At 70.9% G+C, this 20,467-nt stretch carries 17 protein-coding genes and 1 pseudogene; 9 read left to right on the plus strand and 9 right to left on the minus strand.

The features are described 5' to 3' along the window. Positions 1-127 (plus strand): annotated as a pseudogene (locus tag P2Q00_RS37280) (IS481 family transposase); the annotation flags it as partial. Positions 128-132: 5 nt separating this feature from the next. Then, on the plus strand, positions 133-1,287 hold the full coding sequence (locus P2Q00_RS37285) for a maleylpyruvate isomerase N-terminal domain-containing protein (RefSeq protein ID WP_275778564.1): 1,155 nt from the start codon (positions 133-135) through the stop codon (positions 1,285-1,287). Between the two features lie 168 nt (positions 1,288-1,455). Here the strand turns inward: P2Q00_RS37285 and purU are convergent, their stop codons facing one another. Next, positions 1,456-2,337, minus strand: a complete 882-nt coding sequence (gene purU / locus P2Q00_RS37290) for a formyltetrahydrofolate deformylase (RefSeq protein ID WP_275778565.1) — start codon at positions 2,335-2,337, stop codon at positions 1,456-1,458. Between the two features lie 46 nt (positions 2,338-2,383). Beyond that, a complete protein-coding gene (locus tag P2Q00_RS37295; protein WP_275778566.1) occupies positions 2,384-2,884 on the minus strand; it encodes an SCO4402 family protein in 501 nt (166 codons plus the stop codon). A gap of 117 nt (positions 2,885-3,001) precedes the next feature. Here P2Q00_RS37295 and P2Q00_RS37300 point away from each other — a divergent pair, with 117 nt between their 5' ends. Continuing rightward, positions 3,002-4,309 (plus strand): ABC transporter substrate-binding protein, encoded by a 1,308-nt coding sequence (locus tag P2Q00_RS37300; protein WP_275778567.1) that lies wholly within the window; start codon positions 3,002-3,004, stop codon positions 4,307-4,309. A 28-nt stretch (positions 4,310-4,337) separates the two neighbouring features. Here the strand turns inward: P2Q00_RS37300 and P2Q00_RS37305 are convergent, their stop codons facing one another. Together P2Q00_RS37305 and P2Q00_RS37310 are read right to left on the minus strand one after the other, a co-directional pair. Then, entirely contained in the window at positions 4,338-6,125 is a 1,788-nt protein-coding gene (locus tag P2Q00_RS37305) for a hypothetical protein (protein WP_275778568.1), read from the minus strand. Between the two features lie 190 nt (positions 6,126-6,315). After that, complete coding sequence (locus P2Q00_RS37310) at positions 6,316-7,701, minus strand: NsdA family TPR-like regulatory protein (RefSeq protein WP_275778569.1); 1,386 nt, start codon at positions 7,699-7,701, stop codon at positions 6,316-6,318. Between the two features lie 265 nt (positions 7,702-7,966). Here P2Q00_RS37310 and P2Q00_RS37315 point away from each other — a divergent pair, with 265 nt between their 5' ends. The 3 genes from P2Q00_RS37315 (at position 7,967) to P2Q00_RS37325 (ending at position 11,065) form a co-directional block, all read left to right on the plus strand. Then, on the plus strand, positions 7,967-8,620 hold the full coding sequence (locus P2Q00_RS37315) for a bifunctional DNA primase/polymerase (RefSeq protein WP_275778570.1): 654 nt from the start codon (positions 7,967-7,969) through the stop codon (positions 8,618-8,620). A gap of 82 nt (positions 8,621-8,702) precedes the next feature. Continuing rightward, a complete protein-coding gene (locus P2Q00_RS37320) occupies positions 8,703-9,476 on the plus strand; it encodes an ABC transporter ATP-binding protein (protein WP_275778571.1) in 774 nt (257 codons plus the stop codon). Next, a complete protein-coding gene (locus tag P2Q00_RS37325) occupies positions 9,473-11,065 on the plus strand; it encodes a transporter (protein WP_275778572.1) in 1,593 nt (530 codons plus the stop codon). The genes P2Q00_RS37320 and P2Q00_RS37325 overlap by 4 nt, the downstream gene beginning before the upstream one ends. Positions 11,066-11,105: 40 nt before the next feature. Here P2Q00_RS37325 and P2Q00_RS37330 read toward each other — a convergent pair whose 3' ends face one another. Next, the gene (locus P2Q00_RS37330; RefSeq protein WP_275778573.1) at positions 11,106-12,032 is read right to left on the minus strand and encodes an alpha/beta fold hydrolase; all 927 of its coding nucleotides are present in this window, start codon (positions 12,030-12,032) and stop codon (positions 11,106-11,108) included. Positions 12,033-12,670: 638 nt separating this feature from the next. Continuing rightward, positions 12,671-13,363: an iron-dependent transcriptional repressor DtxR gene (locus tag P2Q00_RS37335; protein ID WP_062703554.1), complete on the minus strand. Its 693-nt coding sequence runs from the start codon at positions 13,361-13,363 to the stop codon at positions 12,671-12,673. 226 nt (positions 13,364-13,589) lie between these two features. Here P2Q00_RS37335 and P2Q00_RS37340 point away from each other — a divergent pair, with 226 nt between their 5' ends. Beyond that, entirely contained in the window at positions 13,590-14,345 is a 756-nt protein-coding gene (locus tag P2Q00_RS37340; RefSeq protein WP_275778574.1) for an SIS domain-containing protein, read from the plus strand. Positions 14,346-14,361: 16 nt separating this feature from the next. Here the strand turns inward: P2Q00_RS37340 and P2Q00_RS37345 are convergent, their stop codons facing one another. Beyond that, entirely contained in the window at positions 14,362-15,768 is a 1,407-nt protein-coding gene (locus tag P2Q00_RS37345) for a PAS domain-containing protein (protein ID WP_275778575.1), read from the minus strand. Positions 15,769-15,902: 134 nt separating this feature from the next. After that, positions 15,903-16,730, minus strand: a complete 828-nt coding sequence (locus P2Q00_RS37350; protein ID WP_275778576.1) for a GNAT family N-acetyltransferase — start codon at positions 16,728-16,730, stop codon at positions 15,903-15,905. A gap of 556 nt (positions 16,731-17,286) precedes the next feature. On the opposite strand from P2Q00_RS37350, the gene P2Q00_RS37355 reads away from it, so the two are divergent. Beyond that, a complete protein-coding gene (locus tag P2Q00_RS37355; RefSeq protein ID WP_275778578.1) occupies positions 17,287-18,315 on the plus strand; it encodes an isopenicillin N synthase family dioxygenase in 1,029 nt (342 codons plus the stop codon). 100 nt (positions 18,316-18,415) lie between these two features. Here P2Q00_RS37355 and P2Q00_RS37360 read toward each other — a convergent pair whose 3' ends face one another. Continuing rightward, positions 18,416-19,516, minus strand: coding sequence for a citrate synthase 2 (locus P2Q00_RS37360; protein WP_275778579.1), 1,101 nt, complete (start codon positions 19,514-19,516; stop codon positions 18,416-18,418). Positions 19,517-19,795: 279 nt separating this feature from the next. Between P2Q00_RS37360 and pdxH the strand changes: the two genes are divergently transcribed. Beyond that, positions 19,796-20,464: a pyridoxamine 5'-phosphate oxidase gene (gene pdxH / locus P2Q00_RS37365; RefSeq protein ID WP_275778580.1), complete on the plus strand. Its 669-nt coding sequence runs from the start codon at positions 19,796-19,798 to the stop codon at positions 20,462-20,464. Positions 20,465-20,467 lie beyond the last annotated feature (3 nt).

Below are 20,467 nucleotides of genomic sequence, written 5' to 3' on the forward strand. Positions count from 1 at the left end.
GCAGGCTGAACGGCACGCAGCATTCGCCGGCTGGCTGCACACCTACAATCACCACCGCGGACACACCGCGCTGAAGGGCCAGCCACCCGCCAGCCGCGTTCCTAACCTCTCAGGGCAATACACCTAGGAGGCTTGGGAGTCCTGGGAGGCCTGGCGCCGCAGCCCGCCCCGCTGGTCCTGGAGCACCGCGTCCTGAAGTCGCTCCTCGGCGCATGGGCCCTGGCCGCCTGCTCGCCGGAGGAGACGGCGGCCGTCGAGGTCCACCTGGGCGACTGCGGCACCTGCGCCGACGAGGCGCTGCGGCTGCGCGAGGCGGTCGGCCTGCTGCACCAGCCGGAGAGCCTCGACCTGGACCCGGCCCTGCGCACCCGCGTCCTGGACGGCTGCCTCGACCGGCGCCCGCCACGCATCCCGGTGCCCGAGTGGGCGGCTCCGTACGACGCCGAGACCGCCCGGCTGGACGCCCTGCTGCAGGACATCGGGGACGCCGAGTGGCATGCGCCCGTGCGGCTGCGCTGGTTCGAGGGCGAGGGCCCGATGACCCGTCGTACGACGGTCGCCGGGGTCATCGCCCACCTGCTGACGGTCGACGGGCTGGTCGCGGTCGCCCTCGGCCTGGACGACCCGCTCGGTGACGTCGCAGCCGCGAGCCCCACACCCCGGGCCCGCACCGAGGCGTACTGGCGCACCTCGCACTTCCCGCCCACCCGTGCCGTCCGGGCCCCCTGGCGCGAGCAGACCCATGACCTGGTCCGCACCGTGGCCTTCACCAGCGACTCGGGCCCCGCCCGGCTGGCCGTCTCCTACGGCGACTTCGAGCTGCCGCTGCAGGACGCGATGCTGGACCGGGCCTTCGAGTGCTGGGTGCATGCGGAGGACATCGCCGAGGCGGTCGACTACCCGTACGGGCCGCCGTCCCCGCGCCATCTGCACGGCATGATTGACCTGGCGGCACGCGTCCTGCCGACGGCACTCGCGGCCCGCCGCCAGGCCGGCCTGGCGGCACCTCCCCACCACCGCCACCTCGTCCCGGCGGGCGAGCCGGGCCGCAGCCTCCGCCTGGAGATCGAGGGCCTGGGCGGCGGCGAGTGGCTGATCCCGCTGGACTCCCCGGCGGCGCGAGGCTCTGCCGAGCATGAGGTGGCGCATGTGGCCCTGGACGGCGTGGAGTTCTGCCGGCTGGCGGCGGGGCACGTGTCTCCTGCGGAGGCGGCAGCAGGGCAGGGCGGTGACCGCGAGGCGATCAGGGATGTGCTGTTCGCGGCGGCGAGCTTGAGCCGGATGTAGGAGTGGGTTGCGGATTCGTCGGCGAGTGCGGGTGGGTGGGGGCTGGTCGCGCAGTTCCCCGCGCCCCTGAAAACCGTGGGGCCACTGCACGGCTGTTAGGGGCGCGGGGAACTGCGCGAGCAACCACGACGCACCCGCACCCGCCCGGCAACCGAACCCCCCGAGCTACTAGGCGAACACGACCGTCCGCCGCCCATTCAGCAAAATCCGCCGCTCGGCATGCCACTTCACGGCCCGCGCCAGCGCCTGGCACTCCACGTCCCGCCCGACCGCAACCAACTGATCCGGCGTCACGTCATGCCCCACGCGCTCAACTTCCTGCTCGATGATCGGCCCCTCATCCAGGTCGGCGGTCACGTAGTGCGCAGTCGCCCCGATCAGCTTCACACCCCGCGCATGCGCCTGGTGATACGGCTTCGCACCCTTGAAGCTCGGCAGGAATGAGTGGTGGATATTGATGATCCGCCCGTTCAACTGCTTGCACAGATCGTCGGACAGCACCTGCATGTACCGAGCCAGCACCACCAGCTCGACATCGTTCTCCCGAACGATCTCCAGCAGCCGCGCCTCAGCGTCGGCCTTCGTGTCCTTCGTCACCGGAATGTGGTGGAAGGGGATGTCGTACGAGCCCACCAGCTCGGCGAAATCCGTGTGGTTGGACACCACAGCCGCGATCTCCACCGGCAGCGCACCGATACGCGCCCGGAACAGCAGATCGTTCAGGCAGTGGCCGAACTTGCTGACCAGCAGGACGATCCGCATCTTCTCGTCGGCCCGGTTGATCTGCCAGTCCATGCGGAAGGAGTCACCGATCGCGGCGAAGCTCGCCCGCAGTTTGTCCACCGTCACCGGCGCCTCCGCCGAGAAGTGGACACGCATGAAGAACAGACCCGTGTCGTGGTCGCCGAACTGCTGACTGTCCTCGATGTTGCAGCCGGTCATGAAGAGGTAGCTCGACACGGCGTGCACGATGCCCGGCTTGTCGGGGCAGGAGATCGTGAGGACGTACTGGTCGGCGGGCGCTGCGACTCGGGTGGACTGCTCGTTCATGCAGGACAGGGTCCCATAAGTGAGCCCCCGCCCGGGCCGGAGTCCGCTACGCGGACCTCGTCATGATCCGCAGCACTTCGAGCGTGCGCGGCGGCACGTCCGGGTCCTCCCCGTCGGCCATGGCCATCCGCACATGCGCGTCCCGGGCCGCCCGGACCGCCTCCGGCCAGGCCTGGTTCTCGACGTACGCGGAGACCGCGGCGTCGGGCCCGACCTGGTGCATGATCCGCAGCACCCGGAGCACGGCGGTGTCGACGAGGGCCGCCTCCTGGGAGTCCCGGAAGATCGTGCCGACGTATTTCTCGGCGGACCAGTTGTCCAGCCAGGTGTCCTCGACCAGCCGGTACACGGCGTCGGTCACGTCCCCGTATCCGTCGACGCCGGCCAGCCAGACGTTCTGCTGGAACGCCGGATCGGAGAGCATGTGCAGCGCGGAGCGCACATTGCTGCGCCAGCGCCACCACGGCATGTCGTTCAGTGGCATGCCGCCCATGGTGGAGGAGCGACGGCCGCGACGGGAAGAGTTCTCCGAACCTTGCACGGTCATCGATCGTACGTTCTCCCGCTCGAGCGTCTGACCGACCCCCGTAATTCACCTTTACGTCACCGGTCCATAACCGAAGGTCACCCTCGGGTTGGCGGTGTGGCGGAAACGTGTGTGTCCATGACCGGCAGGCGACGCAATCGCAGCACCTTCCTCCCCACCCGCACCCGGCCGCTCCGAGCCACCGCCCTGTCGGCGGGGGCGCTGGCCGTGTGTGCGTCGCTCGCCGCCGGATGCGGGGTCATCCCCGGTGCCACGGGGGGCTCCGGGGATGACCCGATCACCGTCATGACCTGGGCCCCTTCGGACACCAAGGCGACCAACAAGCCCGGCATGCCCGCCTTCGCGCAGGCCTACGCCCGCTGGATCAACGCCCACGGCGGCATCAACGGCCGCAAGCTGAACGTCCTGACCTGCAACGAGCACAACGACAGCGTGGCCGCCGCGAAGTGCGCCCGGACCGCCGTCAAGGAGAACGTCGTCGCGGTCGTCGGCTCCTACAGCCAGTACGCCGACACCTACCTCCCCGAGCTGGAGGGCTCCGGCATCCCCTACATAGGCGGCTACGGCGTCACCACCACCGAGTTCACCAGCCCCATGTCCTACCCCGTCAACGGCGGCCAGCCCGCCCTGCTGGCCGGCCTCGGCAAGGAACTCGCCGACAGCTGCGGCCCCGTCGCGCTCGTACGGCCCGACAGCATCGCGGGTGACGAGCTGCCCGCCCTGCTCGACTCCGGTCTGAAGGCCGGCGGGCACGCCGACGCGATCGACCAGCGGGCGGCGGACGACACCACCGAGTACTCGGGGCCCTCGCAGCGAGCGCTGAAGGCCACGACCGGCAACCTGGCGAAGAAGGGGTGCGTGGTTCCCGCGCTCGGGGACCGCACCGACACCTTCATGGACTCCTTCCGGCGCGACCGCCAGGACTACCCCGCGGTGAAGACCGCCGCCACCCTCGACAGCGTCGACCAGACGGTGATCAACGAGTCCGGCGGGCCCTCGGGCCCGTACGAGGGGTCGTACGTCACCGGCTGGTACCCGGCGTCGAGCGACCCGCGCTGGGACGCCATGAAGAAGGTGATCCAGGAGCAGGCCTTCGGCGACAACCGCATCGACGCCGCGGACACCGGGGTGCAGACGACCTGGATCGCGTACACCGTGTTCAAGGCCGTCGTCGCGTCGCTGGGCAGCGGTGACGTGACCTCCGACACCGTGCGCAAGGCCCTCGACGACGGGCTGAAGGTCACCACGGGCGGACTCACGCCCACGCTGCAGTGGGCCTCCGAGAGCCCGCTGGCCGCCATCGGTTTCTCCCGCCTGGTCAACGCCGACGTGACGCTTCAGATCGTGCGCCAGGGGCAGCTCGTGGCGGCGAAGAAGGGGTTCGTGGACGCGACGAAGACGCTGGAGAGCGCGGACGTGAACTGACGCTCACGTCCGCTCCCTCAGCGGGCGCTCACAGCTGGACCGGCTGGCGCTGGTTCAGGCCGTATGTCTTCGCGATGGCGTTCCACAGCTGGGCCGCCTTGACCTTCTGCTGGCTGGCGGTGCCGCTCGCCGCGTTGCCGGCCCGGGTCTGGCCGGTGGCGCGGGCCTGGCTCTTCCTGCAGCCCTTCTTGCCGCCGACCTGGTCGGCCCAGGCCGCGTAGTGGTTGTCGGCCGCCGCGGACGCCTGCCATGCCTTGGTGAGGGCGGTGGTCAGCGCGGCGTGGTTCGGGAGCTTGTCGACGGACAGGCCGGACAGCCGGGTGACCAGCTCGGTGCGCTGCTTGGCCGCGCCGCGCAGGTCGGAGGCGGCCTGGCCGAGGTTGTTGCACCCCTTCACACTCGCCACCGCCTGGATCACCGAGGCCCGGCTGCTGCCGCTGTCGGCCAGCAGCTTGTCCAGGGCGACGGCCTGCTGCTTGGCCGCATCGACGGCGGACGAGGCGGATCCGTCGGTCGCCGGGGCCGTGGCGGACACGGTCTGGTTCTTGTCCTTGCCGTCGCCGCCGCCACCGCTGAGCATCGCTCCGGCGCCCACGCCGAGCACGACGATGCCGATGCCGATGGCGGCGATGAGCGGCACCCGCGCCCCGCTCCGGCCGCCGCGGCCACTGCCTCCGTCGTCGCCCGGCGGGGCGTACGCGGGCTGGTGGGGGGCGTAGGCGGCCTGCTGGGGCGGCTGCTGGAAGCGCGGCAGCTGCTGGGTGGCCTGCGCCGGGCTCTCGCCGCCCGGCGCGCTGCGGAACAGGTTGTCGAACTCGGCGGGCGGCTGCCGGTCCCCGCCCTGCGGCATGCCGTACGGCGCCTGCCCGGTCACCGGCGGTATGTACTGCGTGGCCTCGGAGTCGGGCCCCACCGCGTGCGGCGCATGCCCCAGGAACTGCGTCCCCTCGGAGACCGATCCGCCCCCGCCCACCTCGGGCGGCAGCGCCCCCGGCGCGACCGGCGGAATGTACTGCGTCGCCCCTTCCATATCGGATACGGCAGCGACGGGCGGTATGTACTGGGTGGCCCCGTCGTCCGCAGCGGGCGGAAGGGCGGAGCCAGCGAAGCCGCCTGAGATGGCGGGAGGTCCGTAGGCACCGGGGTGGGCGGGCGGCAGCGGCGCGCCGGGGGCACCAGCGCCGTACGAGTCGGCGGGCGGCAGCGGAGCGGCAGGCCCCCCGTGCCCGGCGGGCGGCAGGGCCGCACCCGGCGCGGAAGCGCCGTACGGGTCGGCGGGCGGCAGGGGCGGGCTCGCCGGTGGCTGCGATATCGCGGGCTGCCCGCCGTACGACGGAGCCGGGGCGCCCTCCGTGGGCAACGCACCGGACGCGGGCGCACCCCACTGGTCAGGGGGCGGCGACTGCTGCTGGTCGGGAGCTCCCCACGCCTGGGCCGGCGGTGTCGGCCAGCCCTCGCCCGGCGGCGGGGCCGGGCTCTGCTGCTGGTCGGGGCCCCAGGGCGTGCCCCAGGCCTGGCCGCCGGGCGGGGCCGCGGCCGGGGTCTGCGGGGCGCCGTACGGGCCGGTCTGGTGACCGCCGTACGAGCCCGCCTGCTGCCCGTTGTACGGCCCGGCCTGCGGCCCGGCGGAGTTACCGGGCTGCGGTCCGCCGTAGTGACCGGACTGCGGTCCGGCATAGGGACCGGCCTGCGGGCCGGTCGGCCCCTGTGCGCCCAGCATGCCCGGCAGCAGGGGCTCGCCGCCGTCGGAGGGCAGCACGATGCCTTCGCGCGCTTCGCGCGGCGAGGGCTCCTCGCCCTGTCCACTCTGCGTCACCGGGACTCCTACGAATGGGGGACCTTCGGAATCGTCGGCTCACGCTACCGGGTCCCCCGAGCCGGGTGCCACGCAGCTCAGGGCGCAACCCCCTTCCCTGTGACAGCAGTAACAAAACCGCTCTACAGACCGCTGTATCTGTCACCCTCTCCGCCCGCTCCCGAACGGCAACCGGCCGTTTCCCGCGGGTTCACGCAGCCGCCTGCAGCTCCAGCCGCGCCCCGAACTCCCGCACCACCGGCTCGTCCTGGTACGGCTCCAGCCGCTGCTGGAAGTCCTCCAGGTACTCGGCGCCCCGGTTGGAGCGGAGGGACTCCAGGAGCTCCACGGCCTTCAGTCCCGTGTGGCAGGCCTGCTCGACCTCGCGCTGCTGGACCAGCGCGGTGGCCAGCAGGACGTACCCGATGGCCCGCCTGCGCGCCTTGGTCTCGGGCAGCCCGGCCAGGGCCTCCTGCGCGCGCCGCGCCGCCGCCTCGGCCTGCCCGAGGTCCCGGTGGCAGTGCGCCAACTCGTCGGCCAGATACGCCTCGTCGAAGTGCGCGATCCACGCCGGGTCGTCCCCGGAGGAGGAGTCGGCGGACTCCAGCGCCGTGACCGCCCGCCCGGACGCCGTCTGGGCCGCCCGCGCATCGCCCATCAACGCGTGCCCGCGCGCCTCGGCCGCGTAGAACATCGCCTCCGCGCGCGGTGTCACACGCCCACGCGCCCCCTCCTGCGCCGCCCGTGCCAACTGCGCGATCTCACGCGGGTTTCCGAGCTGCGCGGCGAGGTGGCTCATGGAGGCGGCGAGAACGTACCCGCCGTATCCGCGGTCTCCGGCGGCCTGTGCGAGCCGCAGGGCCTGGATGTAGTACCGCTGGGCGAGGCCCGGTTGACCGGTGTCGACGGCCATGTAGCCCGCGAGCTCGGTGAGTCGGGCCACCGCGGCGAACAGATCGCGGCCGACCGCCTCCCGGTACGACCCCGCGAGCAGCCCCGAGACGACGCTGTTGAGGTAGTGCACGACGACCGGGCGCACATGCCCGCTGCCGTACTGATGATCCAGATCCACCAGCGCCTGCGTCATCGCGCGCACGGCCGCCACGTCGGACTGTCCCACCCGCGGTCCCGCCGAGCGCGAGACCTGCGAGTCGGGCGAGGAGATCAGCCAGTCACGGCTCGGCTCGACGAGCGCTGACGCGGCGACGGACGAACCGGACAGGAAGTCCCGGCGCCCCACATCACTGCGCCACAGCTCACAGACCTGCTCGATGGCTCCCAGTACGGTCGGCGAGAACTGGAGCCCGACTCCTGAAGCAAGGTTTTTGCCGTTGGCCATGCCGATCTCGTCGATCGTCACCGTGCGGCCGAGTTTGCGGCCCAGCGCCTCCGCGATGATCGCGGGCGCCCGGCCCCGCGGCTGCTGCCCGCGCAGCCAACGGGCCACGGACGTCTTGTCGTAGCGCAGGTCGAGGCCGTGCTCGGCGCCGCACATGTTGACCCGGCGGGCGAGCCCGGCGTTCGAGCACCCCGCCTCCTGGATGAGCGCCTGCAACCGTTCGTTCGGCTGTCGCGCGACGAGAGGCCTTGCGGCCATGGCTACCCCCTGGGACCAAGCCCTGAAAGCGAAAACATCCGGCCGTGAAGATCAATGCCCCGCCGAGATCACTTAAATGCGAGGCTTGCGCGGATTGCCGGGGTAAAGGCTGATGCCGACCCCACACGTGGCTACCCAGCCCAGGCCGAGGTTCCTCCCGCGCGCCCCCACACGTGCATCCATGCGCCCCAGATACGGAATCAATGCTCCTCCCCCGCGCGCGCTACCCCCGTAACTCCAGGTGTATGCGGGAGTTGAGTTCACCGTGGAAGAGACGATCGCCGGCCCCGAAGCCGCTCAGATTCCGAAGCAGCGTGGGGAATCGCTGCAGGAGACCGCCGTACGCTACGCCGAGGAGCGCCACTGGGACGTCTTCCCCGGCACCTGGCTGGAAGCCGTCGACGGAGTGCAGCACTGCTCCTGCGGCGACCCCGCATGCGCCGCACCCGGCGCGCATGCGGCGCGCGAGGACTGGGCGACGCTGGCGACGGGCAGCGCGACCGTTGCCCGCCGGATGTGGCAGAAGCAGCCGACGGCGTCGATTCTGCTGCCGACGGGGCGGACGTTCGACGCGATCGAGGTCGCCGAGACCGCGGGGTTCCTCGCGCTGGCGCGCATGGAGCGCATGGAGTTGACGCTCGGTCCTGTGACGTTGACGCCGGATCGTCGGATGCACTTCTTTGTGTTGCCGGGTGCGGCGGTGAAGGTGCCGGAGCTGGTGCGGAAGTTGGGCTGGTCGCCCTCGTCTCTCAATCTCGTTGCGCTGGGCGAGGGGTCGTATGTGGCCGGGCCTCCCACGCGGTACGGCTCTCGGGGGGCCGTGCAGTGGGCCTGCCGGCCTACGCCTGCCAACCGGTGGCTGCCGGATGCGGAGGAATTGATTTCGCCGCTCGCCTATGCGTGTGGGCGGGATCGGTAGTTCGGCGGGTGCGGGTTGTTCGTGGTTGCTCGCGCAGTTCCCCGCGCCCCTTGAGGGTGGTGCCCCGCCGTAGGGTTGATCCATGACCTCAGCCGCCGTACGCGTACAAGGACTGTGGAAACGATTCGGGCAGCAAGTTGCCGTTGCCGGGATCGATCTGGAACTGCCCGCAGGGAAGTTCATCGGGCTCGTCGGGCCGAACGGGGCGGGGAAGACCACGACTCTCTCCATGGTGACCGGGTTGCTGCGGCCCGATCAGGGGAGTGTCGAGGTCGTCGGGCATGACGTGTGGCGGGATCCGGTGGCGGTGAAGGCGCGGATCGGGGTGCTGCCGGAGGGGTTGCGGCTGTTCGAGCGGTTGTCCGGGCGGGAACTGCTCGCGTACAGCGGGCGGTTGCGCGGGCTGCCGGGGGCCGAGGTCGACAAGCGGGCCACTCAGCTTCTCGATGTGCTCGACCTGGCCGGCGCCCAGCACAAGCTCGTCGTCGACTACTCGACCGGCATGCGCAAGAAGATCGGGCTCGCGGCGGCGCTCCTCCACAATCCCGAAGTGCTCTTCCTCGACGAGCCGTTCGAGGGCGTCGACCCGGTGTCCGCCCAGACCATCCGAGGGGTCCTGGAGCGCTACACGGCCTCCGGCGCGACCGTCGTCTTCTCCTCCCATGTCATGGAGCTCGTCGAGTCCCTGTGCGACTGGGTGGCCGTGATGGCCGCCGGCCGCATCCGGGCGCACGGCACGCTCGCCGAGGTCCGCGGGGAGTCGGCTTCGCTGCAGCAGGCGTTCCTCGAACTCGTCGGTGCGGGCGGTCGCGACACGGCGTCGAACCTGGACTGGCTGGGCGGCGGGGCGCGATGACGGACGTCAACGTCACTCCCCTCGTCGTACGGCTGAAGCTGTCCCTGCTGCGCAACGGGCTCAGGCAGTCCGGCGGGCGGCGGGCCGCCTACGTCGCCTCGGCCGTCGTCGTGGTGCTCTTCGGGGCGCTGCAGCTGCTCGGGCTGATCGCGCTGCACGGGAACACGCACGCCCTGCCCGTGACCGTGCTGCTGGTGGCCGTACTGGCGCTGGGCTGGGCGGTGATGCCGCTGTTCTTCCCGGGCGGCGACGAGACACTCGACCCGACCCGCCTTGTGATGCTGCCGCTGCGGCCCCGGCCGCTGGTGCGGGCGCTGCTTGCGGCCTCGCTGGTGGGCATCGGGCCGCTGTTCACGCTGCTTCTGCTGGCCGGTTCGGTGATCGCGGTCGCGCACGGCGGGGCGGCGTACGCCGTCGGTGTCGTCGCCGTCGTCCTCGGGCTGCTGGTGTGCGTGGCCCTGGCGCGGGCCGTCGCCGCCGCCAACATCCGGCTGCTGACCAGCCGCAAGGGCCGTGACCTCGCGGTGCTGAGCGGGCTGGTCATCGCGATCGGGGCGCAGCTGGTCAACTTCGGGGCGCAGCACCTGGGTTCGTCCGGGCTCTCGCAACTCGACCCGGTGGCCGACGTGCTGAAGTGGGTGCCGCCCGCGTCGGCGGTCGGCGCGGTGGACTCGGTGAGCGACGGGTCGTACGGTGTCGCCGTCCTCCAACTGGCCCTGAGCGTGGGTGCGTTGGTGCTGCTGCTCGCCGTGTGGTCACGCCATCTGACCCGGCTGATGACCTCGCCCGACGGCTCCACCCTGCAGGCCGCCGAACCCGCCGCCCGCGAACGGACCGCCGGCGGCCTCGCCCGCCTGCTGCCCGCGGGCCGCACCGGCACGGTCATGGAACGCAGCCTGCGCTACATCTGGCGCGACCCCAAGACCAAGGCGGCCTGGGTCACTTCGCTGGCCATCGGCCTGATCGTGCCCGTGTTCAATGCCCTGCAGGGCACCGGCTCGATCTACTTCGCGTGCTTCGCCGCGGGGATGCTCGGCATCCAGATGTACAACCAGTTCGGGCAGGACACATCCGCGTTCTGGATGGTCGCCACGACTATTTCCTCCGCACAGGACGCCTACGTCGAGCTGCGCGGGCGGGCCCTCGCCCTGCTGGTGATCACCCTGCCGTACGCCACCCTCGTGACCGTCGTGACCACCGCGATGCTCGGCGACTGGCCCCGGCTGCCCGAGGTGCTCGGCCTGTCCTTGGCGCTGCTCGGCGCGATGCTGGCGACCGGCGCATGGACGTCCGCACGGTTCCCGTACTCCATCCCGCAGGAGGGCTACAAGAACGTGGTCCCCGGGCAGACCGGCCTCGCCTGGATCTCCATCTTCGGCGGCATGGTCTCGGCGGCCCTGCTCTCCGCACCCGTCATCGTGGCCACGATCTGGGTGAACGTGGCCAAGGACGGCGACCAGTGGGGCTGGCTGCTGCTGCCGGTGGGCGCGGCATACGGCGCCACGATCACCTGGTCAGGCCTACGCCTGGCAGCCCCGCGGACGGCGGCCCGCCTCCCGGAGATCCTGACGGCGGTCAGCAAGGGGTAGCCGGGTCCAGGGGTGGATCCACTTGGAGGGGCGGGCCTGCCTAGGGGGTGAGCGCCGCGTCGAGGAAGGGTTCGATCGCCGCGCGCCACGCCTCCGGCTGGTCGTAGTGGACGAGGTGACCGGCGTCGGCCACCTCCGCGTACTCCCCGCGGGGCAGCACGCGGACCATCTCCTGCGCCTCGGCCCGGCCGAGTTCCCCGTCGAGCCCGCGCACGACGAGCGCCGGGCACTGCACCTGGGCGAGCTCCTCCCAGTGCGCGTCGTACACCCAGGTCTCACGGGAGCGGAGCATCTGCTCGTAGTCGAAGACGGGGCGCCAGCCGTCGGGCGACTCGTGCATCACCTCGGCGTAGAACTCCCCGCGGGACGGGTTGGGCCGCTCCACCCAGGGGTCGTCCTCGCCGAACCACTTGCGTACGTCGGCGAGCGTGGCGAAGGGCACGGGCCAGGACTTGAACCAGTCGGCCCATTCGCGCTGCGAGGCGGCGCCGAGCGCGGAGGCCCGCATGTCGCAGATGACCACCCCGCGGACCAGATCGGGGCGCTTGGCGGCGAGCTGCCAGGCGGTCAGCGCGCCCATGGCGTGGCCGATGAGGACGGCCGGGGCGAGGCCGAGATGCTCGATGGCGGCCTCGGCGTCCTCGACGTAGGCCTCACGTGTGAAGGAGGCCTCCGGTGGCTTGTCGCTCTGGCCGTGGCCGCGCTGGTCGAGCGCGACGGCGCGGTGCCGCCCGGAGAGCCAGCGGGCGGTGGACGCCCAGTGCGAGGCGCGGCCCATCAGACCGTGCAGTAACAGCACACCGGGGATGTCCTCGCTCGGAACTTGCCCGGCCTGCTCGCCGGAGAACTGTGCCGGAATCACGGGTTCCGTCACACTTTTCGCCGGGTCGGTCTTGGGAGGGTCGCCGAACTCCCAGGCCGCGAGGCGTACGCCGCCCGCCCCGGTCACGTCGATGCGTCGCGCCATGGTCCTGGCACCCCCCTAGCTCCGCTCGGACCGCTCGCTCCCGCTCGAGCCGGCCGGTCCTGTGAACCGTGTCCTGCCGTGCCGTGCAGCTGCCTGTTGCTGTGCGCCCAGTTCTCGTGCGCTCAGTTCTTGTGCACTCACTCCTGAAGCGCACATTCCGCGTGACCCGTCACCCGAAGACTATCGAATGGGTATTCGAAAATACTGTGTCTGCGGGCAACACCCCTCGTACGAGTGACCTCGACCGAGGAATGATCGCCGCCGCCGAGGGGAGATCTTCAGCGGGAGGCGGACCGCTCGGGGAAAACGGTCCGAAGGGGATGACCCTGAGAGCTCGGGGCTCCGGGTCAGCACAGGGGAGGACAGGCCCCGGCGCCACACGGCGCCGGGGCCCTCCACACGTCTGCGGCACATCCTCCCGCCCCCTCCGGTCATATGCCTCACGCGACAGCCTCGCACGCGAATCGTCCGAGCGCTGCGATTTCGACGCACCGAATCACGGCGCCGAAGAGATCGACGACAAGCCCGCAGGGTGCCTCAAATTCCCCTGGAACACCGGAAGTTGACGACACTTACGAGGCCAGGGACGAGACGAGGAGCAGTACGCCGCCGATCATCCGCCGATGATCCGTCAACGCTCAGCGCTTGGCGACGAACACATGCGAGGCGACATCCGCCTCCAGCTCGGCCGCCTCACCGCCGCTGCCCACCAGCACACCGCCCGCCGACTCCGTCACACTCACCACCGAACCGGGCTGCACGCCCGCCCGCCGCAGCGTGTACATCAGCTGCGCATCCGTCTGGATCGGCTCACCGATACGGCGCACCACGACCGTCTTGCCCTCCACCCCCGGGTCAAGGTCCGCCAGCGACACCATGCCCTCGTCCAGGAACGGGTCCGCGCCGTCCTTCTCGCCCAGCTCCTCCAGACCCGGGATCGGGTTGCCGTACGGCGACTCGGTCGGGTGCCGCAGCAGCTCCAGCACGCGCCGCTCCACCGCCTCGCTCATCACGTGCTCCCAGCGGCACGCCTCCGCATGCACCTGCTCCCACTCCAGGCCGATCACGTCGACCAGCAGACACTCGGCGAGCCGGTGCTTGCGCATCACGCGCGTGGCCAGCCGACGGCCCTCGTCCGTGAGCTCCAGGTGGCGGTCCGTCGCGACGGACACCAGGCCGTCCCGCTCCATCCGCGCCACCGTCTGACTCACGGTCGGCCCGCTCTGGTCCAGCCGCTCGGCGATCCGGGCGCGCATGGGGACCACACCTTCCTCCTCCAGCTCGAGGATGGTGCGGAGATACATCTCCGTGGTGTCGATCAGTCCGGACATACGTGCCCCTTGATGAGATCTGCCGGAAGCACGACAGCTTCCCGGCGCGTGCGCTGGCCCTGGATTCAATTCTGACGCATACCACTGACAACCGTGCCGCGCCGTTGAAACCACGGGGTTACGCGGAGGCACTCACCCCGTATTGACACAGCACTGGTCCAGACCGCACGGTGATCCGCGACACATCCGCGCCCCGGACACCCCCCACCGTCCCGGAAGGACCCGCATGAGCGACGGCAAACTGGCCGACCAGTTCTTCGACGCCGCGATCGAACTCCTGCAACGGGTCCGGGACGAGGAGACACAGTCCATCACGGCGGCCGGCACCCTGCTCGCCGACACCGTCGCGGACGGCGGGCGCCTCTTCGCCTTCGGCGCCGGCCACTCCTCCCTCGCCGCACAGGACGTCGTCTACCGCGCGGGCGGCCTCGCCCTGATGAACCTGCTCGCCGTACCGGGCGTCGTCGGCGTCGACGTGATGCCGGCCACGCTGGGCTCCGCCCTGGAGCGCGTGGACGGCCTCGCAAGCGCCGTCCTGGACTGCTCGCCGCTCCGCTCCGGGGACGCCCTGGTGATCATCTCCCTCTCCGGCCGCAACGCCCTCCCCGTCGAGATGGCCATGAAGGCCCGCACGCTCGGCGTGAAGGTCATCGGCGTGACCTCGGTCGCCTACGCCACCGAGACCCGGTCCCGGCACACCTCCGGCACCTACCTGCGCGACCACTGCGACATCGTCCTCGACTCCAAGATCGCCATCGGCGACGCGACCCTCACCGTCGACACCGTCCCGGCCCCCTTCGCCCCGGCCTCGACCGTCGTCACCAGCGCGATCCTGCAGGCCGTCATGGCCACGGCAGCGGGCGCACTCGCCGAACGCGGCATCGAGCCGCCACTGCTGCGATCGGGAAACGTCGACGGCGGCCACGAGTGGAACCGCCGAGTGATGGAGGAGTACGGGGACCGGATCTTCTACCAGCGCTGAAAAGCGCCGGTGGCGCCTACTCCCGCCCCGCAACCCCCGCCAGATCCAAGGCCGCAGCAATCCGCACGGCGACATCCTCGGCGTACACCGAATCCACCCGCTCGAACTGACTCCGCCCACTCCCCCGCAAGAACGTCACGACCCCCAACGTCCGCCCCCGACTGCGCAGCACCGCGCACAACGCATGCACCGCATCCCCCGGCCACTGCCGGGCCAGCGCCCACTCCCGCGCCTGCTCGGCCGGCACCGCACCCACGCTCGCCCGCACCGACCCCGTCCGCTCCACGCACTGCAACGCCGGATGCCCCTGCGCATACCGCACCGGCAACCCCGCCTGCCCGGTCAGCACACTCGGCCCCGGCGCCCCGGACGGCGTCGCGGCCACCCGCACCAGCCGTACGGGCCCCTCCGCCGACCCGTCGGCCACCGCACCGCCCGACACCCGGTCGATCAGCGCATGGTCGGCGAACCCGGCGAGCGCGAAATCGAGATGCACCGTCGCCGCCTCGCCCGGGTCCTCGCACTCCGCGGCCGCCCGCGCCGCCCGGTGCAGCTGATTCGTCCGGAACCGCAGCAGCGCCGCCTCCTGCTCGCCCTGCTTGCCCTCGGTCACATCCTGGAAGAGCCAGGCCACCCCCAACGGCACCGGCTCCTCCGCAAGCGGCGACGCCAGCCGTACGAAACCGCAGCGCCAGCACCGCCGCTGATCGCCCTCCGGCGTACGCACACTCACCCAGATCTCCGCCGGCGCCGGCGGCGCACCCTCCGCCAGCACATGAGTGAGCGCGCTCTCCAGCTCCTCCACACCCTGGGCGAGCAACTCCCCCAGCGGCCGCCCCAACGCCGACGTACGCCCGATCCCGAGCGCACGCGCCGCATGAGCATTCACCACGGCGGGCCGCAGATCGGCATCGACCAGCACCACACCCCAGCTCGCATCCTCGAACAACGCCTCACTCAGCGCGATCGACCGCTCCAGATCGATCTGCGCATGCACCTCACTGAAGGCGCAGTACACACCGGCAGGCTTCCCGTCGGGCCCGCGCACGGCCGCGGACTGCGTCCGCACCAGCACCCGCCCACCGTCCTTGGTCAGCAACGCGAACTCGTGCACCTGCCGCCCGGGAGCCTCCATGGCGGACATCAGCCGCCCCTCGACCTCCTCGGCATCCGCACTGCGCACGGCCCACCCGGCGAACCCGTGCCGCCCCACCGCCTCGGCAGCGGTCCACCCGAGAATCCGCTCGGCCTCACGATTCCAATGGGTTACGACCCCGCCCGCATCGAAGGCACACAGCGCCGCATCCATCCCGTCGAGCAGCGCGGCCAGCAGATCGGAGCCGTCAGGACCCACCGGGCCGGCCCGCTCGGGCTCGTCCGGCCCCAGCTCGTCGGTGGTCCCACTACGCCGGGAAGCACTCACCTGGACCCCCTGCCAAGCTGCGTCCGCACGTACGGCGCGTCGGTTCGCTCACTCGCAATCATCTAACTGGAACGTGATGCAGCACACACCGAGTTCCCCAAGATTGAACGAATCGTTGTACGCCCTGCCACTACCTATGATCCGCCCACGGCCAGCCGAAGATCAATCCACAGATCCGTCTCGCCATCCAGCACATACCGCTCGACCTCGACGAATCCACGTTTCTCGGCGAATCGCAGCCCGTCTTCATTGGCCGCCAGCACACAGGTCTCGACGGCTTCGGCGCCCAGCACGCGCGCGTGCGCCAGCCCCTTCTCGTACAACGCCGCCCCGAACCCCCGGCCCCGGTACTCGGGCAGCACCCGCGCGATCACCGTCGCCACGCCCTGCTCGCCCTCCGGCGGCCGCACGGTGGAGCACCCGACCAGGACGTCCCCGAGGTACGCGTTCTCCAGCCGGTACCGCCCGAGCCGCTCCCGCGCCCCGTCGAGAGACATCGCGGCGGGCGGCACGATCGCATTGTGGACGAACCGCCACTCCTCCAGCATGGCCTCCGAGTCGACGGCTTCGATCCGCAGTCCGGTCCGCCGCGCATACACCTCGATCTCGATCCTCATCCGCGGATCCGCAAGCCCGACCACCATCATCGTCGCCGCCGGCCGCACCTCCCCGAACGCCCGCCGCAGCACGGGCCAGCACGGCTCGAAGTCGTCCCGCTCGGGCAGCAGATACCGCACCCGTACGACATCGGAGAACCCGCACCCCGCCTCCGCGAGCGCCGCCCCGATGTTCCGCAGACACTGCTCGGCCTGCTCGACCACGTCGTCGGAAATCGTCATGGTGGCGTAGTCGAAGCCGGTGGTCCCGGAGACGTGCACCCAGTCGCCGTCGACCACGGCTCGGGCGTATCCGATCTGCTCTTCGAAGGTCGAACCACTGAGAATTGCGCGCCGATTTGTCATGCACGGAACGCTAGATCACCGGCCTCTGCCGAAAAAGCGGTTGATCGTGCGCGGACCGGTTCTTAGGGTGTGGGCTACACGAGAAGGGAGGTGGTTCGGCAGATGTATGAATACCGGACGCGTGAGGTGACTGCGGGCTAGCGGCTCGCCACCACACCGAGTGCGGTGCCGGACCAGCACGTGAGCGAAGCGTGCAGCCGGCCCAATCCCAAGCAGTCACCCGACCCGCGAGCTCGCCGGTACGTCCGGCCGGCTCCTCCGCCGAGGCGGAGGAACCAGAGTTCGCGGGTCGTCTGCATTCCCGGGACACGGGAAGATCTGCGGCGGCGAGGAGTGCCACGTACGGATCCTTCGGCAAGCAGTACTCTGAACGCATGCTTCTGCTCGTTCGACGCCGCCATGTGGACTACGTCCGCGTCACGAGCACGGGCTGTCGGCGCTCCGCCTGACCCAGCCCCTTTCTGCTTGCTTGCTTTTCTTTCTCCGTTCTGGCATCTGGGCCCCCGCCCCACCCTCGGCGGCCGCCCGTGCCCCGTACACCCTGCGGACGCACCCCATGACGCACACCGCGACGACCCCGTCGTACCAGCAGCTCCCGATCATCGACCTCTCGGCCGCCCACCGCGGACCTCAGGCCCGTGCGCTGCTCCACGCCCAACTGCACAGCGCCGCCCACGACGTGGGCTTCTTCCAGCTCGTCGGACACGGAGTGACCCCGGCCGAGACCGAGGCGCTCGTACGGGCCATGCACGCCTTCTTCCGGCTCCCCGAGGCCGACCGGCTCGCCCTGGACAACGTCAACTCACCCCACTTCCGCGGCTACACCCGCACCGGCGACGAACGCACCGCGGGCGCCCGTGACTGGCGCGACCAACTCGACATCGGCGCCGAACGGCCCGCCCGCACACCCGGCCCCGACGAGCCCGCCTACTGGTGGCTGCAGGGCCCCAACCAGTGGCCCACCGCCCTCCCCGAGCTACGCACCGCCGCACTCACCTGGATCGACCGGCTCAGCACGGTCGCACACCGGCTGCTGCACGAGCTGCTCACCGCCATCGGCGCACCCGCCGACTTCTACGACCCGGTCTTCGGCGACCACGCCCATCCGCATCTCAAGCTCGTGCGATATCCCGGGAGCGCCGGCGACGGTGCCGATCAGGGCGTGGGCGCACACAAGGACTACGGCTTCCTGACGCTCCTGCTGCAGGACCAGGTCGGCGGGCTGCAGGTCCAGCGGGAGGACGGACTGTTCCATGACGTCCCGCCCCTGGAGGGCGCGTTCGTCGTCAACCTCGGCGAGCTGCTGGAAGTGGCGACCAACGGCTACCTCATCGCCACCAATCACCGCGTGGTGAGCCCACCCGGGGCCACCGAGCGCTTCTCGGTGCCCTTCTTCTACAACCCGCGCCTGGACGCGAGGGTGGAACCCCTGCCCTTCCCGCACGCGACAAGGGCTCCGGGCATCACCGAAGACCCGACCAACCCCCTCTTCGCCGAATACGGCTACAACGAGCTGAAGGGCAAACTGCGGGCCCACCCGCTGGTGGCGGAACGACACCATGCGGATCTGCTCGCGGTGGCATGAAAAAACCGGGCCCGAAGGGCCCGTTTTTTCCAGGGGCGCGGGGAACTGCGCGACCAGCCACAACCAACCCGCAGTCGCCCGCACTCCTAAGCCACCCCCCTCAGTGGGCGATATCCCCGTACCCCTCGATCTCCCGCGGCGACCGGGCCCCAGGCCCGACATACCGCGCAGACGGCCGCACAAGCCGCCCCGTCCGCTTCTGCTCCAGAATGTGCGCCGACCACCCCGCCGTACGGGCACAGGTGAACATCGACGTGAACATATGGGCCGGCACCTCGGCGAAGTCGAGCACGATCGCCGCCCAGAACTCGACATTCGTCGCCAGCACCCGGTCCGGCCGCCGCGCATGCAGCTCCGCCAGCGCCGCCTTCTCCAGCGCCTCGGCCACCTCGAACCGCGGAGCCCCCAGCTCACGGGCGGTACGCCGCAGCACGCGCGCGCGTGGATCCTCGGCGCGGTACACCCGGTGGCCGAAGCCCATCAGCCGCTCCCCCTTGTCGAGGGCCTGCTTGACGTACGCCTCCGCGTCCCCGGTCCGCTCGATCTCCTCGATCATGCCCAGCACCCGGGAGGGCGCGCCGCCGTGCAGCGGCCCGGACATGGCTCCTACGGCGCCGGACAGAGCGGCAGCGACATCCGCACCGGTGGAGGCGATGACGCGGGCGGTGAAGGTGGACGCGTTCATGCCGTGCTCGGCGGCCGAGGTCCAGTAGGCGTCGACGGCCGCGACATGCTTGGGGTCGGGCTCGCCCCGCCAGCGGCGCATGAAGCGCTCGGTGATCGAGTGGGCCTTGTCGATCTCGCGCTGCGGAACCATGGGCCGCCCCTGACCACGGGCGGACTGGGCGACGTAGGAGAGCGCCATGACGGCTGCTCGGGCCAGGTCCGCGCGCGCCTGCTCGGCATCGATGTCCAGCAGCGGTTTGAGACCCCACACGGGCGCCAGCATGGCCAGCGCAGACTGGACGTCCACCCGGATGTCGCCGGAGTGCACGGGGATCGGGAACGGCTCGGCGGGCGGCAGACCAGGGTTGAAGGCGCCGTCGACGAGCAGCCCCCAGACGTTCCCGAAGGAGACGTGACCGACCAGGTCCTCGATGTCGACGCCCCGGTACCGGAGGGCGCCGCCCTCCTTGTCCGGTTCGGCGATCTCCGTCTCGAACGCGATGACTCCCTCGAGTCCGGGTACGAAGTCGGACATCAGGCGGCTCCTCATGATGTGTACGGCAGAAGTGGCGGCTCGGCCGCTGGATCCCCGGTCGGTTCGTGCGACTCGTGGTCCTGGGTGGCCACCCTGGTGATGCCCCGTGCGGCTGGCGGCTCAACCAGAACGGACTAGCACGATATCCCCGAGTGCCACTTTTGGGGAGGCTCAACGGCACTCAGTGCCACGTCCACTCATCCGTGACGAGTGACCTCATGCCGAAATCATGACGGACACCATGCCGAACGGCACCTGCACATACGGCAGGATGACCGGGTGACCGACCGAGACGCAGCCCCCCTCGATCCCGCCTCGATGCGCAAGCAGTACCGGGCCGAGGGCCTCGCCGAGTCCGATCTGGCCGCCACTCCGGTGGCGCAGTTCGCGCGCTGGTTCCAACAGGCCGCGACGGAGGCCCACCTCTTCGAGCCGAACGCCATGGTCGTCTCCACCGCGAACGCCGAGGGCCACCCCAGCTCACGCACCGTACTGCTGAAGCACTTCGACGAGCAGGGCTTCGTCTTCTACACCAATTACGACTCCCGCAAGGCCCGCGACCTCGCCGAGAACCCGTATCTCTCGCTTCTCTTCCCCTGGCACCCGATGGCCCGCCAGGTCATCGTCACCGGCATCGCCCGCCGCACCGGCCGCGACGAGACCGCCGCCTACTTCCGCACCCGCCCGCACGGCTCCCAGCTCGGCGCCTGGGCCAGCGCCCAGTCGAGCGTGATCGCCACCCGCGCCGACCTGGACGCCTCATACGCCGAGCTGGCGGCTCGCTATCCCGAGGGCGAGCAGGTCCCGGTCCCCCCGAACTGGGGCGGCTTCCGGGTGGCGCCGCAGCAGGTGGAGTTCTGGCAGGGGCGGGAGAACCGGCTGCACGACCGCTTGCGGTACGTGGCGGAGGCGGACGGGGGATGGCGGGTGGAGCGGCTCAGTCCCTGAGGG

It is taken from the genome of Streptomyces coacervatus, assembly GCF_029223485.1.
GTDB classification, from domain to species: domain Bacteria; phylum Actinomycetota; class Actinomycetes; order Streptomycetales; family Streptomycetaceae; genus Streptomyces; species Streptomyces coacervatus.